This is a genomic window from Devosia polycyclovorans (genome assembly GCF_042181575.1).
Lineage (GTDB): Bacteria > Pseudomonadota > Alphaproteobacteria > Rhizobiales > Devosiaceae > Devosia > Devosia polycyclovorans.
Genome location: NZ_CP170082.1, coordinates 2,265,808 through 2,280,802, shown reverse-complemented (window position 1 = coordinate 2,280,802; position 14,995 = coordinate 2,265,808). Strand labels below are relative to the sequence as shown.

10 protein-coding genes are annotated in these 14,995 nt (G+C 61.7%); 5 read left to right on the top strand and 5 right to left on the bottom strand.

Features of this window, described 5'->3' with window-relative positions:
- Positions 1-56: 56 nt before the first annotated feature.
- The gene (gene gyrA, locus ACE4RL_RS11440; protein WP_375597263.1) at positions 57-2,867 is read right to left on the bottom strand and encodes a DNA gyrase subunit A; all 2,811 of its coding nucleotides are present in this window, start codon (positions 2,865-2,867) and stop codon (positions 57-59) included.
- Positions 2,868-3,211: 344 nt separating this feature from the next.
- Here gyrA and ACE4RL_RS11435 point away from each other — a divergent pair, with 344 nt between their 5' ends.
- From ACE4RL_RS11435 to ACE4RL_RS11425, 3 genes are all read left to right on the top strand, one after another.
- Positions 3,212-5,590, top strand: a complete 2,379-nt coding sequence (locus tag ACE4RL_RS11435; protein ID WP_375597262.1) for an RND family transporter — start codon at positions 3,212-3,214, stop codon at positions 5,588-5,590.
- Between the two features lie 177 nt (positions 5,591-5,767).
- Positions 5,768-6,295, top strand: a complete 528-nt coding sequence (locus ACE4RL_RS11430; RefSeq protein WP_375597261.1) for a hypothetical protein — start codon at positions 5,768-5,770, stop codon at positions 6,293-6,295.
- 110 nt (positions 6,296-6,405) lie between these two features.
- The gene (locus tag ACE4RL_RS11425; protein ID WP_375597260.1) at positions 6,406-7,683 is read left to right on the top strand and encodes a diguanylate cyclase domain-containing protein; all 1,278 of its coding nucleotides are present in this window, start codon (positions 6,406-6,408) and stop codon (positions 7,681-7,683) included.
- A 42-nt stretch (positions 7,684-7,725) separates the two neighbouring features.
- Here the strand turns inward: ACE4RL_RS11425 and ssb are convergent, their stop codons facing one another.
- A complete protein-coding gene (gene ssb / locus ACE4RL_RS11420) occupies positions 7,726-8,232 on the bottom strand; it encodes a single-stranded DNA-binding protein (RefSeq protein ID WP_375597259.1) in 507 nt (168 codons plus the stop codon).
- Positions 8,233-8,651: 419 nt separating this feature from the next.
- Between ssb and uvrA the strand changes: the two genes are divergently transcribed.
- Positions 8,652-11,546, top strand: a complete 2,895-nt coding sequence (gene uvrA / locus ACE4RL_RS11415) for an excinuclease ABC subunit UvrA (RefSeq protein WP_375597258.1) — start codon at positions 8,652-8,654, stop codon at positions 11,544-11,546.
- A 66-nt stretch (positions 11,547-11,612) separates the two neighbouring features.
- On the opposite strand, the gene ACE4RL_RS11410 is transcribed toward uvrA, so the two are convergent.
- The 3 genes from ACE4RL_RS11410 to mgtE all read right to left on the bottom strand — a co-directional run bounded on the left by ACE4RL_RS11410 (position 11,613) and on the right by mgtE (position 14,516).
- Complete coding sequence (locus tag ACE4RL_RS11410; RefSeq protein ID WP_375597257.1) at positions 11,613-12,038, bottom strand: DUF1489 family protein; 426 nt, start codon at positions 12,036-12,038, stop codon at positions 11,613-11,615.
- On the bottom strand, positions 12,035-12,712 hold the full coding sequence (locus tag ACE4RL_RS11405; RefSeq protein ID WP_375597256.1) for a glutathione S-transferase family protein: 678 nt from the start codon (positions 12,710-12,712) through the stop codon (positions 12,035-12,037). The genes ACE4RL_RS11410 and ACE4RL_RS11405 overlap by 4 nt, the downstream gene beginning before the upstream one ends.
- Before the next feature lie 388 nt (positions 12,713-13,100).
- A complete protein-coding gene (mgtE, locus tag ACE4RL_RS11400) occupies positions 13,101-14,516 on the bottom strand; it encodes a magnesium transporter (RefSeq protein WP_375597255.1) in 1,416 nt (471 codons plus the stop codon).
- Positions 14,517-14,632: 116 nt separating this feature from the next.
- On the opposite strand from mgtE, the gene ACE4RL_RS11395 reads away from it, so the two are divergent.
- Positions 14,633-14,986 (top strand): hypothetical protein, encoded by a 354-nt coding sequence (locus tag ACE4RL_RS11395; protein WP_375597254.1) that lies wholly within the window; start codon positions 14,633-14,635, stop codon positions 14,984-14,986.
- Positions 14,987-14,995 lie beyond the last annotated feature (9 nt).

Here is a 14,995-nt window from a genome sequence, read left to right as displayed (position 1 = left end):
GGAGCAAGCCACCGCCTGCGGGAAAAAACAAGGGGCGCCGCAGCGCCCCTTTAATCTCATTCGCCGTTCGGCTCGCTCGGGCTTTCACCCTCACCCTCGCCATCAGTGGGCGGCGTCTCTGGCGTCCCATCCGCTGAAGCTTCAGGCGGCTCCTCACCCTCCTCCGCTTCCGGCTCGCTGATGCGTTCTACCGAAACGACCTTCTCGTCCTCGGCGGTATCGAACACGATGACCCCCTGGCTGGACCGGCCCACGATGCGGATCGGCTTGTCGCCACCCACCGGCAGGCGAATGGTCTGCCCGCCATCGCTGATCAGCATGATCTGGTCTTCGTCCTCCACGGGGAAGGAGGCGACCAGCTTGCCGTTGCGCTTGTTGACCGCCATGGCGACGATGCCCTTACCCCCGCGACCGGTAATCCGGTATTCGTGGCTCGAGGTGCGCTTGCCATAGCCATTTTCGGAAATGGTCAGGATGAACTGCTCGCTGGCGCTCATTTGGGCGTAGAGCTCGGGGCTCAATTCGCCAGCCACCACATCGGCTTCGTCCGAACCAGCATCCTCGCCCTCGGCTTCGCCACGCACCGCGCGGCTCATCTTAAGATAGGCGGCACGCTGTTCCGATGTTGCGTCCGAGTGGTTGATGATGGCCATGGAGATGACCGTGTCGCCCTCGGCAAGCTGGATGCCGCGCACGCCCATGGAGTCGCGGCCCTTGAACAGGCGCACATCATCGGCCCGGAAGCGGATGGCCTGGCCCAGCGCCGTGGTCATCAGCACGTCGGTGTTCACCGTGCAGGTGTCCACGCCCACGATCGCATCGCCCTCATCGAGCTTCATGGCGATCTTGCCGTTCTGACGCACCTCGACGAAGTCGGCCAGCGAATTGCGGCGGACCGTGCCGCGCGTCGTGGCGAACATGATGTCGAGATTGCCCCAGGAGGTTTCGTCCTCCGGCAATGGCATGATCGAGGTGATCCGCTCGCCCTGCTCGAGCGGCAGGATATTGATCAGCGCCTTGCCCCGGGCATTGGCGGCCGCCAGCGGCAGGCGCCAGACCTTAAGCTTGTAGGCGATGCCGCGGCTGGTGAAGAACAGCACCGGCGTATGCGTATTGGCCACGAACAGCCGCGCCACGAAATCCTCGTCGCGCGTCGCCATGCCGGAACGGCCCTTGCCGCCGCGATTCTGTGCCCGATAAGTCGAGAGCGGCACGCGCTTGATGTAGCCGCCATGGCTGACGGTCACCACCATGTCCTCGCGGGCAATGAGGTCCTCATCGTCGAAATCGGCGGCGTGATCGGAGATCTCGGTGCGCCGGGGCGAGCCAAACTGCTCGCGGATCGCTTCGAGCTCCTCGCGGATGATCGTGCGCACACGTTCGCGGCTGCGCAGGATATCGAGATAGTCTTCGATCTCGGCGCCAAGGCCATTGAGTTCTTCGCCGATTTCATCCCGGCCCAGCGCCGTCAGGCGCGCCAGACGCAGTTCGAGAATGGCCCGCGCCTGCTCTTCGGAGAGGTTGAAAGTGCCATCTTCGTTTATGCGGTGGCGCGGATCGTCGATCAGCTTGATCAGCGGCGCCACATCGTCTGCCGGCCAGCGGCGGGTCATCAACTGCTCGCGCGCTGTCGCCGGATCGGGCGCCGTACGGATCAGCGCAATGACTTCGTCGATGTTGGCCACGGCAACGGCCAGACCGACCAGCACATGGGCGCGATCGCGCGCCTTGTTGAGCAGGAAGCGCGCCCGACGCGTAACCACTTCCTCACGGAAGGCAATGAAGGCATCCAGAATCTGCTTGAGATTCATCAACTCCGGCTTGCCGCCATTGAGCGCCACGAAATTGCAGCCAAACGAGGACTGCAGCGGCGTGAATCGATAGAGCTGGTTCAGCACCACATCGGGCAGCGCATCACGCTTGACCTCGATGACGACGCGCATGCCTTCGCGGCTGGATTCGTCGCGGAGATCGGCAATGCCTTCGATCCGCTTGTCACGCACCAGCTCGGCGATCTTCTCGACCATCGACGCCTTGTTCACCTGATACGGGATCTCGGTGATGACGATGGCCTCGCGTTCCTTGCGCACTTCCTCGATGGTGGAGCGCCCGCGCACCACGATCGAGCCGCGGCCCGTCTCATAGGCCTGGCGGATGCCGGAGCGCCCCAGGATGATACCGCCCGTCGGGAAATCCGGCCCAGGCAGGTGCTCGAGCAGTTCCTCGGTCGTCGCGAACGGGTTGTCCAGCACCGCCAATGCGGCGTTGATTGTCTCGGTCAGATTATGGGTCGGAATATTGGTGGCCATGCCCACGGCGATGCCGCCACCACCATTGACCAGCATGTTGGGGAACCGCGCCGGCAAGACTGTCGGCTCATGTTCGGAGCCGTCATAGTTGTCGCGAAAATCGACTGTATCCTTGTCGAGGTCATCCAGCAGCGAATTGGTAATCCGCTGCATCCTGACTTCGGTGTAACGCATGGCGGCCGGCATATCGCCGTCCACCGAGCCGAAATTGCCCTGGCCCTCGACCAGCATCTCGCCCATGGAGAATTGCTGGGCCATGCGCACCAACGCCATATAAACGGCGCTGTCACCATGCGGATGGTATTTACCGATAACGTCGCCGACCACACGCGCCGATTTACGATAGGGCTTGTTGTATTCGTAGCCATTCTCGCTCATCGAGAACAGGATGCGCCGGTGCACCGGCTTCAACCCGTCCCGCACGTCAGGCAGCGCACGGCTCACGATCACGCTCATGGCGTAATCGAGGTAGCTCTTGCGCATTTCGTCGGTAATGAAGATCGGGGCGATGTCGGAAGACGAAGGTCCACCGCTCACATCATCAGGCGTATCTGTCACGGGGTGATTCTACGTTGGTTCTTGTTGCCTGATAGATAGGCGATTCCGGCGCCGATTGCCAATTTTCGCCCGCTTTGAGCTGTGGAGAGATCAGCGCTCGATTCTGGATCAAGCGCGCCGCGGTGCAATCGCGTTCGACACGATAACCAAGCCGCCGCCCCCAGGGCCGGTTCGGTGTCGCCAAGCCGGGCTTCTCAGGCCGCCTGAAACAGCGCCGGGTCCGATGCGCTCCTGACCCGGCATTTACCGCCCAATCAGTTTGCATCCGGCCCAAGCTGGACGCACTAGACACAAACCCGTAGAAATTTACGAACAATTGCCGCCCATGGGGGAGTCGGGTTCTGGTGTCTTCGGGTTCTGTCGCGTCTCGTCTTGTCGACTGGTTCACCACCAGGCGGTCGATCGGTTTTGGTTTCGAGTATCTGGGCGTCGCGACCCTGCGCTATCCGCGCATCATGTCGGTGATCGTGCTGCTGTTCTCGGTTCTCTGCTTCTGGCAGATCCCGCGCGCCAATGTCGATGGCGACCTACTGCGCGTCTATGCCCATTCCGGGCACTACTACGACGCCTACGACAATCTCTCCAAGACCTTCGGCACCTTCGAGAACGATATCTACGTTCTGGTCAACGCGCCCAATCTGGTTGATCCCGAAGTGCTCGAGGAGGTCCGCAACCTCGCCTTCGATCTCGAGCTCAACGAATATGCCGTGGGCACCATGTCGCCCTTCACGCTGCGCAAGCCGAACGGAACCGGCGGGTCGGTCCCGGCCGTGCCCGAAGGCATGCTCAATGCCGACGAAGTCGCCATGGCGCTCATGGACCTGCAGCAGAACGATCCCATGATGCGCAATCTGATCACGCCGGATCTGACCGGCGTAGTCCTCATCATGTTCCCCAACCAGGAGCTGGTGCGTGAAAACGGCACCAAGGCCATGATCGCCAGCCTGCGCGAAACCCTTGCCTGGTATGACGATAGCGGCCTCGACATCGAGCTGACTGGCCCACCGGTCTGGACCTCGGAAATGCTCAATGCGGCGGTCGACGATCAGATCAAGTTCACCGTCTATGGCTTTGGCCTGGGTGCCTTCATCGCGCTATTTGCCCTGCGCTCGTTCTGGGGCGCCATCATCGTCGCCGCCACGCCGTTCGTTGCGGTCATGTGGTCGATCGGCACGGTACTGCTGCTGTTCGGCTCCTTCTCCTTCCTCACCATCATCGTCACCACGCTGGTGCTGGTCATGGCCTTTGCCGAGTCGATGTTCTTCATCTTCAACTGGCTGGCCTATTGGCGCGACGGCATGGAGCCCAACAAGGCCGTCGATACGACGCTGAAACTGGTTGGTCCGGCGACGGCGCTGACGACCCTGACCACGCTGGTTGCTTTTGCCTCGCTCTATTTCTCGCCGGGCCAGGGCGTGCAGGAATTCGCACTGGCTGGCGCCGCCGGTAGCGCCATCATGTTTGTCTGCCTGATGACGGTCATGCCCCTGCTGCTCAAGCTGGCGCTGCGGCTTGGATTCAAGCTGCCCAAGGCACCCAATTTCGCGCTCAACGCACCGATTCCCGCCGCACTCGGCCTCGCAATCAAGTTTGGCCGCCCTGTCAGCGTTCTGGCTGTCATCGCGACCATACTGCTGATCATCCCGTTCTTCCTGATCCAGCCGCGTTTCTCGTTTGAGGATTTCATGGCCAAGGACTCGACGGCCCTCAGCACGGCCGAGAGCATCGATGAAGGCGTGGGCGGCGTCGCGCCGCTCTATGTGCGCGTACCGCTGGTCGAGATGAACCCCAATGTGGGACCGGAAGACTTCGAAACCATCCGTATCGTCCACGAGATTGTCGAATCCGAGCTGGGTGAAAACAAGGTCATCTCGGCGGCAAGCCTGACCAACTACACCGATAGCGGTTTCACCCGTGAAGAGGTGTTCGACGCCGTGGGGCCCTTCATGCGCAAGCGCTTCATTACCGAAGACGGCAGCCAGGCGCTGGTCACCGGCTTCATGCCGACCATCCTGGAGAGCCAGGCGCTCAAGGACATGGTGGCCCGCATCGAAACGCGCATTGCCGAGGCCGGCATCCCCCAGGCCGAACTTGGCGGCTTCCGTATCCTCACCACCTTTGCCACCGACGATATCGTTCGTTCGCTGCAGATATCACTGGCGGCGAGCGTGCTGCTCAATCTGGTGCTGATCGGCGTCGCCTTCGGGTCAGTGCGCATGGCGCTGGTTTCCGCGGTACCCAACATGTTCCCCATTCTGGGCACGCAGGCCTGGCTCTGGGCTACAGGCGCGGGCCTGCAATTGACCACTGTCATGGCGCTGACCATTGCGTTTGGCATAGCCGTCAATGACACGATCCATGTGCTTTCGCACTATATGCACGGGCGCCGTGAGGAACAGCGCAGCCATCTCGACTCCGTGCGCCGTACGCTGCAGCGCATTGGCGGCGCCATTGTGGCCACCACGGTCATCCTGTGTGCCGGCACCATCATCGTTGCCTTCTCCGAGCTGCCGCAGGTCGCGCTGTTCGGGACACTGTTCGTGCTGTCCCTTTCGCTTGCGCTGGTCGGCGACCTGTTCATGCTACCTTCACTGCTGGTGGCCGCATCGCGCTGGCTGGAAAACCTCACCTCGATCCGGGTGCAGACTGCGGACCACGTCGCGACGCCGGATGATCCCGCCGGCAACACCGATACCCGCGTCGGTGCGGGCCGCAGCTCATGAACCGGCCGCTTGCTGCAAACCGGCCGCCAAAGCTAGTATTGGCGGGGTGATTCCGGCCGGACCGCGTGGAGGCAGATCACTTTCGCGAGAACCGGCCTCACCAATGGCCGACAATCGGTATCCTTGGCCCGTAAGGACATGCCGGGGGCTTGTTCTGCTTGTTGGAGGCATAACGACATGACCAGTTTCGGAACCCTGACCCGTGCAGTTGCACTGGCGGGACTCCTGTTTTCTGCGGCCCCTGGGATGGCACCCGCCCTGGCAGCTCCCGCCGATATTGCCCTGCTCAAGTCCTATATTGGCGAATGGCGCGGGCGCGGCACGCTGTACGGCGCCAGCGAAGAATCCGTGGTCTGCCGTCTGTCGCTGAGCGAAGGCAATCAGGACAAGGTGAACTATAGTGGCCGCTGTGCGCTGGCCGGAACCAATCTGTCGGTCGCCGGCACCATGGCCTATATCGATGCCAGCCGGCGCTTCGAAGCTGCCATGACTTCCAACGCGACATTCACCGGCATTGCCGTGGGCCAGAAGCGCGGCTCCGGCCTCATTTTCAATCTACGCGAGCGGGACCAGGACGAAGAGGGCAAGGAGCTCAATATCTCTGCCCAGATTCAACTCAATGGCGAAGCCATCCAGGTCGTTTTTGAAGTGGTCTATGTCGAATCCGGCGACAGCCTGCGCGCCGAAGTGCCCTTTTCACGCTAGTTCAATCGATAACATTGTTCCAAGGCAATCGCCGCCACGCACCCCTGCCCGGCAAGCCAAATCGTTGCAGAAAAACAATGTTTTAAGGAGGGGCTGCTAGGGTTTCGCCCATGTTAGTGCAGCCCCTTTCAGACAATTGGCCCAGCGCGGAGCAACTGACCGCTCCGCTTGGCAAGCTGTCTTCTGGCCAAGGGTTTCTGCCGCGCCTGCGCCAACTAACCGGCATGGCGGGCGCGGGTTTTGTCACGGCCGGAATGCGCTGGCTCGAAGTTGATGGCGCAACCCCGCCCACCGGAATTGCCGACGGCCTGCTCTGTGCCGCGGGGCGCACAGCTCTCAATGACGACCCTATAGCCTGTTTCGTGCTCGCCGTGCCCGTGCCAGGCATCGACCCGGCCAAATTGTCGTGGCTGCTGCTCTGGGATCGGCAGGCAAGACCGGACGCCCAGGCCAATCTCCTGCTGGCACGCGTTACCGAGCTGGTCAGTCACGCCGCGATGGGCCGCCGCCGCGCCGCCGAATTGCATCGTCGATATCTCATCGAACGCGCTTCCGCCACTGCCCGTATCGGCATCTGGTCCTGTTCACTGCCCGACGAGGAGCTGTCCTGGTCCGACGGCGTTTATGATCTCTTTGAATTGCCGCGCGGATCCGCGGTCAGCCGGCTGCAGGCCTTGCAGATGTATGCCCCACATTCCAGACGCCGCATGCAGGCGTTGCGCGCCCACGCCATCAGAACGCTGGGTGATTTCAATTTCGATGCCGAAATCATCACGGCAAAGGGCAAGCATCGCTGGATGCGCATTACCGCCACCGTTGATGGAGTGGCTGGCCGGGCCCACCGCATATTCGGCATGAAACAGGACGTCACCGAGGAAAGGCTGCTCGCGGACCAGACCAGGCGCATGGCCGAAACCGACTCCCTGACCGGCCTCGCCAATCGCAGCCTGTTCCAGGCCCGGCTCGACGATCTGGGGAGCGACAATCAGACCGCATCCGTCGGCGCGCTGATCCTGGTCGATCTGGATCGCTTCAAATGGATCAATGACACTCTGGGTCATGCTCAGGGCGATGCCTGCCTGATCGAGGCCGGCCGCAGGCTGGTGGCCTGCTGCCCGCCGGGCAGTTTGGTCGCACGCATTGGCGGTGACGAGTTCGCCATCATCACGAGCCGCAGAGCCGAGCCGGAGAGCATCTGCGCCAGCATCGTCGATGCCTTCTGCGAGCCCTTCACGCTTGGCGGCCAGCCCCATCGCATTGGGGCTTCGATTGGCATGGCGCGCCATACCGGTCAGGACGCGGAGGCAATCTATAGGAACGCCGACACCGCCCTGTATCAGGCCAAATCAGCCGGCCGCGGCACCTGGCGCCTTTATCAGGCCGCATAGCGCCAACGAAAAGGGCGGCCTGTGGCCGCCCCGTAATCCCGATCAGAACGGGATATCATCATCCATGCCGCCGGGCTCGAAAGCCGGCGCATTGGCCGAGGGACGGCGACCGCCGCCACCACCGCCGGAATTATCGCGCACGCCACGGAAGCCGCCATCGCCACCACCATAGCCGCCGCTATCGCCTGAACCTTCGCCGCGGCCGTCGAGCAGCACCATGGACGAATTGAAGTTCTGCAGCACCACCTCGGTGGAATACTTGTCCTGGCCGGACTGATCCTGCCACTTGCGGGTCTGCAACTGCCCCTCGAGATAAACCTTGGAGCCCTTCTTGAGATATTGCTCGGCGACGCGCGCCAGGCCCTCCGAGAAGATCACCACGCGGTGCCATTCGGTTTTCTCGCGCTGCTCGCCGCTGGTGCGATCCCGCCAGCGCTCTGACGTCGCCACGCTCAGATTGACCACCTTGCCGCCACTCGGCAGATTCCGCACTTCCGGGTCATTGCCCAGATTGCCTACCAGAATGACCTTGTTCACACTGCCAGCCATGGCGCATATCCTTCCAATTCAGTCCCGGTCTGCCCGGTCGCGGGACGCTTTCTCTCCAGGGTCAATCATCCGCCCGGAACGCGGCTTCAACCCGTGTGCCGCGCACCATAGACCTTTCTGTACGCCATACACGTGGCATTTCCGGTTCTGCACAGAACGCTGGAACCGCCTTCGATCGGTCTACACGGCCGATGTTCTTCTTATGTTCTCTTAAGTCGGCGAGAAGTCAAGAGCTTTTGGCCCTGCTGACAGCCTGTGTCAGTGGCCTGCTCTATTCCACCTTGACCGAATCCCGCTCGTTCTGGTTACGTTCACAATATCTTGAGCGACCGAGTTGACTTGCGGGTGGCGTCACGAAGGCCTATTTCTTGGCCTTCGCCGCCCCTCCCGCCGCCGGCGCGACTTGCTATGGACCCGACATGACCGAAAAGCCCAGCCTCAACCGCGAAATCATTGTGCGCGGCGCCCGCGAGCACAATCTGAAGGGCATTGACGTCAAACTGCCGCGCGACAGCTTGATCGTGATGACCGGCCTTTCCGGCTCGGGCAAATCCTCGCTGGCCTTCGATACCATCTATGCCGAGGGGCAGCGGCGCTATGTGGAGAGCCTCTCGGCCTATGCGCGCCAGTTCCTGGAAATGATGCAAAAGCCCGATGTCGAGCACATCGAAGGCCTTTCGCCGGCCATTTCCATCGAACAGAAGACCACCAGCCGCAATCCGCGCTCGACGGTCGGTACCGTGACCGAGATCTACGACTATCTGCGTCTGCTCTATGCGCGCGTGGGCGTACCCTATTCGCCGGCCACTGGCCTCCCCATCGAGAGCCAGACCGTCTCCCAGATGGTCGACCGCACGCTGGAACTGCCCGAAGGTACACGCCTCTATCTGCTGGCGCCCATTGCGCGCGGCCGCAAGGGCGAGTTCAAGAAGGAACTGGCCGATCTGATGCGCAAAGGCTTTCAGCGCGTCAAGATCGATGGCGAATATCACGAGATCGAGGACGCACCAGCGCTCGACAAGAAGTTCAAGCACGACATTGAAGTCGTCGTCGATCGCCTTGTTGTATCAAAGGATATTATGGGCCGCCTGGCCGAAAGTTTCGAGACTGCACTGAAGCTGGCCGACGGCATTGCCCTGGTCGAATTCGCCGACGAGAAGGACGACAATGGCGAACCGCGCCGTATTACCTTCTCGGAAAAATTCGCCTGTCCCGTATCCGGCTTCACTATCGCCGAAATCGAGCCGCGCCTGTTCTCGTTCAACAATCCCTTCGGCGCTTGCCCGGTCTGCGATGGCCTGGGGACCGAACAGAAGATCGATCCCGACCAGATCGTCCCCGATCCCACCCTGTCGCTGCGCGACGGCGCCATCCTGCCTTGGTCCAAGACCAGTGCGCCCTATTACCAGCAGACGCTTCAAGCCGTAGTGAAGCACTATGGTGCCTCAACAGGCACCGCCTGGAACGAGCTACCTTTCGACATCCAGCACGCCGTCCTCTATGGCACGGACAAGACCGCGATCAATTTCGTCTATGATGATGGCCTGCGGCAGTACAAGACCACCAAGCCCTTCGAGGGCGTCATCGGCAACCTTGAGCGCCGCTACAGGGAAACCGAGAGCGCCGGCATGCGCGAAGAGATCGAAAAATACATGTCGGCCAAGCCCTGCGTGGCTTGCGATGGCTATCGTCTCAAGCCTGAGGCTTTGGCGGTCAAGATCGACGGCCTGCATGTCGGCAAGGTCAGCGAGATGTCCATTCGCAATGCCAGCCAGTGGTTCAACGATCTCTCCGCCAAGCTGTCCCCCACGCAGAGCCAAATCGGCGAACGCATTCTCAAGGAAATCCGCGAGCGCCTGAAGTTCCTCAACGATGTGGGTCTGGAATATCTCTCCATGTCGCGCAACTCCGGCACCCTGTCGGGCGGCGAGAGCCAGCGCATTCGCCTCGCCAGCCAGATCGGCTCGGGCCTGACCGGCGTGCTCTATGTGCTCGACGAGCCCTCCATCGGCCTGCATCAGCGCGACAATTCCCGCCTGCTCGAAACGCTGCAGCGCCTGCGCGACCTGGGTAACACTGTCATTGTCGTCGAACATGACGAGGACGCGATCCTCACCGCCGACTATGTGCTTGATATCGGCCCCGGCGCCGGCGTCAATGGGGGCCGTATCGTGGCCGAAGGCAGCCCGCAGGACATTCTCAACCACCCGGACTCCCTGACCGGCAAATATCTCTCGGGCCGCATGGGCATACCCCTGCCTGCCGAGCGCCGCGAAGGCCGCAAGGGCAAGGCGCTGTCCATCAAGGGCGCCACTGGCAACAACCTCAAGAATGTCTCGGTCGACGTGCCGCTCGGTATGTTCGTGGCCATCACCGGAGTCTCTGGCGGCGGCAAGTCGACCTTGATGATCGACACCATGTATCAGGCGATTGCCCGGCGCCTGAATGGCGCCCGCGTCGTGCCGGCGCCGCATGAGAGCCTCACCGGTCTCGAATTCCTCGACAAGGTCATCGACATCGACCAGTCACCCATCGGCCGCACGCCGCGTTCCAATCCGGCCACCTATACCGGCGCCTTCACGCCTTTGCGCGAATGGTTCGCGGGCCTCCCCGAAGCCAAGACCCGCGGCTATGGCCCGGGCCGCTTCAGCTTCAACGTCAAGGGCGGTCGCTGCGAGAAATGCCAGGGCGATGGCGTGCTCAAGATCGAAATGCACTTCCTGCCCGATGTTTACGTCACCTGCGACGTCTGCAAGGGCAAGCGCTATAATCGCGAAACGCTGGAAGTCCAGTTCAAGGGCAAGTCGATCTCCGACATTCTCGACATGACAATCGATGAGGGCGTTGAATTCTTCTCGGCGGTCCCCACCATTCGCGACAAGTTCGCCACGCTGCAGCGTGTGGGCCTGGGCTACGTCAAGATCGGCCAGCCCGCCACCACCCTGTCGGGCGGCGAGGCCCAGCGCGTGAAGCTGAGCAAGGAGCTAAGCAAGCGTGCCACCGGCCGTACGCTCTACATGCTGGATGAGCCGACCACGGGCCTTCATTTTCACGACGTGGCCAAGCTGCTCGAAGTGCTGCATGAGCTGGTCGAGGGCGGCAATACGGTCGTCGTCATCGAGCACAATCTCGAAGTCATCAAGACTGCGGATTGGATCATCGACCTTGGCCCGGAAGGCGGCGATGGCGGCGGCGAGATCGTGGCAGTCGGCACGCCGGAAGCCGTGGCAGAAAACCCACGCTCGCATACCGGGGTGTATCTCAAGGAGATCATGGAACGCCGCCCGCACTATGTCACCAAGGCGGCGGAGTGAGGCCTCCGCAAGGGTACCCCTCCCCTCAACGGGAGGGATTTCCGGGTGGGTGACACCCGCCCGACCCTAAATCAAACCCATCCGCGCTAGCTCGGCTGCTATCTCGGCCGAGTTCTCGTTCGCCCCCGCCTCCAGATCCGGCGGCGCGTCTTCGACGCGCAGATAGCGCCAGCCCTGGAACGGGCGTTTGGGATAAGGCACGGTGCGGATAATGTCCGGCGACATGATGATGTCGCAATAATCCTTGCCCTCGGCATCGGTGTATTGTGCCAACCGCTGGATTTGTTGCCGGCAGCAGATCGAGCCAGACATCACCCAGTAGATCGAGCCCTGCCCCTCCATCTCGGCGCCGCGCTTGGGCATCATGCGGGTGCGATGGACATGCACGTCCTCGCCATAGTCAGCGCCCCACCAATGGGCCCGCTGTTCCCGGTAGCTCTCCAATTCCTCCACGCTGGACACGCCAACGCAGAGCTTGACCATATGGATCATGCCAGCGTCCCCGGCGCCACCCGGCCCTGGATCACGTCGATTTCGTCATCATCGACGATCCAGGGCTCCTGGAGCGCCAGCGCCCGCCACTCCTGGAACGCCGGCAACGCGTAGATGGCCTCGACATAGCATTGGGCCACATCGGACACGGGCAGTTCATAGGTCCGCAATCGCGTCGCCAGCGGCGCAAACATGGCGTCAGCCGCCGAGAACTCCCCAAACAGATAGGGGCCTTTCGAGCGCGCCAGCAGATCGCCCCACAGCGTTTCCACGCGATGGAGATCCTGACGCACGGCATCAAGAGCAATCTTGCCGGGATGGCTAGCGCGCAAATTCATCGGTGCGTGAGTGCGCAAGGCGCTGAAGCCAGCATGCATTTCAGCCGCTGCGGCGCGGGCCAGCGCGCGTTCGGCGCGGTCGCGCGGCCAGATCGCCTTGTCCGGATAACTGTCGGCCAGATACTCGATGATGGCGATGGTCTCGGGCACCACCAGATCCCCGTCGAGCAACACCGGCACCTTGGCTGTCGGAGACCGCGCGGCCAGGTTTTCCCGCCAGCCCGGCCCGGACAATTGCAGCACTTCATCCTCGAACGGGATCTCGAAATGCTTCAGCACCAGCCAGGGCCGCAGCGACCAGGTTGAATAATTGCGATTCCCGATCAAGAGCTTCATCGAATGTCCTCACGCACAGCAGCGCTTCGTTTTGCGGTTCGAACCCGCCGCAGTCAAGCAACGGGAGCGGCTCACCAAGCCCTTCAAAGAAGAAGGGCGCCCAGTGGCCGGGCGCCCTCCCCTAAACTCTTTGCCAGTGAATAACTCCAACGTCCCTTCTAGACGCTAGCAACCACGGAGAAAACCAGCCCCACAGAGACGAGGCATACCAGCGCCCAGCTCATCGTCTGCCAGGCTGAGGTCTTGGTTTGACTGCGCATAGATCGCTCCTTGTCAGTCGTCCACACCGACCGGGTTGGGTCGGTAATGAATCGTTAGCCGTGTCGCAGATGGGAAGCAAGCGACCAAACTGCAACACTCCGGCTCTGTGGAAAATGACACTTCGGTGTCAGAACAGACCGAACCAGAGCCCCGCGATTCCCAAAAACGCAAAGAAACCAATGACATCGGTAATCGTCGTGACGAATACAGCCGAGGCAATGGCCGGGTCGGCCTTGAGCTTGTCCAGAGCCAGCGGAATAAGAATTCCGAAGGTTCCGGCCACGGTCATGTTGATCACCATGGCGAGGCCAATGACGACTCCCAGTTGCACATTGCCATAGCGCAGCGCCGTCACGATGCCGATCAGGATGGCGAAGATAACGCCATTGACCACACCGACGACCATTTCGCGGCGGATAAGGCGCCGCAGGCGCCCTCCATCCAGTTCCCGCATGGCCAGGGCGCGCACAGTCACCGTCATGGTCTGCGCTCCGGCATTGCCGCCCATTGAGGCAACGATCGGCATCAGCACCGCCAGCGCTACCATCTGTTCGATGGTCGCGTTGAACAGCCCGATGACGAGGGACACCAGCACCGCCGTGACCAGGTTGACGACAAGCCAGGGCACGCGGCTTTTCACCGTATCGAACGTGGTGTCCGACACATCCTCATCGCCCACGCCGGCCATCAGGCGAATATCTTCTTCCGCCTCTTCCTGGATCACGTCGACGATATCGTCGATGGTCAGAACGCCGACCAAACGACCGCTTTCGTCGACCACGCCGACTTCGACCAGATCGTAGCGCTCAAAGCTGCGCGCCGCCTCTTCCTGGTCTTCTTCAGCATTCACCAGCACGAAATTGGTGTTCATGATGCTGTCGATCTTGGTGGCGCGCGGCGTGCGCAGGAACTTGTCCAGCGGCAGCGTGCCCAGCACGGTATAGGACGCATCAACGACATAGAGCTGGTAGAACTCGTCCGGCAGGTCCTTTTCGCTGCGCAGATAGTCGATCACTTGTCCGACCGTCCAAAACGGCGGAATGGCGATGAAATCGGTCTGCATCCGCCGCCCGGCCGATTCCTCGGGGAAATCCAGGCTGCGCTTGAGGGACAGTCGCTCAAAAGTCGGCAGGGCGGAGAGAATTTCGTCCCGGTCCACCTGTTCCAGATCTTCGAGCAGATAGACCGCGTCGTCATTGTCCAGTTCGGCCACGCCGCGGGCGATCGCGGCGTTGGGCAGGGCCTCCATGATCTCGAGGCGAATGCTCTCGTCGACCTCGGTGAGCGCGGAAAAGTCGAACTTGTCGCCCAGGGCATACACCAGGGCCAGCCGCTCCCCGGCGTCGAGCTGCTCGAGCACGTCGCCGACCTCGGAATGATGCAGCGGCTCCATGACCAGCGCGACATCGTCATTTCTGCCCGCCTCTAGGAAAGCGCGCAGCCGCTCGAGCCAGAGCGCACTGATCCGGCCGTCCGCATCGCGGAACACATTGCTATCATTCCCGGTATCGAAACCGGGCGCCGGATCAAATTCTTCGCTCATCGGGAGCCCTTTGTGTTTCTGGGGGTTTCAGGGGCAAGTAAAGCTGTAGCCAATCACCCTGGGATGCGCCAGAGTGCAAGCAAGGCTTTTTCATCAATTGCGGAGACGATGCGCGAATGACCGAAGCCAAGGACCTCGAACGCGCCTTTGCCCGAATTGTCCAGCTTGTCGATCAACGCGGCCTGCCCGGCGTGTCCCGATCAAGCGGCGCCTCCCCGGCCCTGCTGGTCGCGGGTTCGACCCTGGCCGAGCTGCACGACGAAACCGTGCTCGCGCTGGCCTGCCCCCGGCACCAGAAAGTGCTGCTCATGGACATCTCGCCAAAAGTCTATTTCGAGACCGAACAGCAGATCGGACAGAACGTGGTTCTGGTCCATCTCGACAAGATCGATGACGAGGAACTCTCCTTGCGCCTGCATGATGCCTGGGAATATGTCGCGCCGGACAATCTGCGCAAATATGTCGATTAGCGCAGCGCC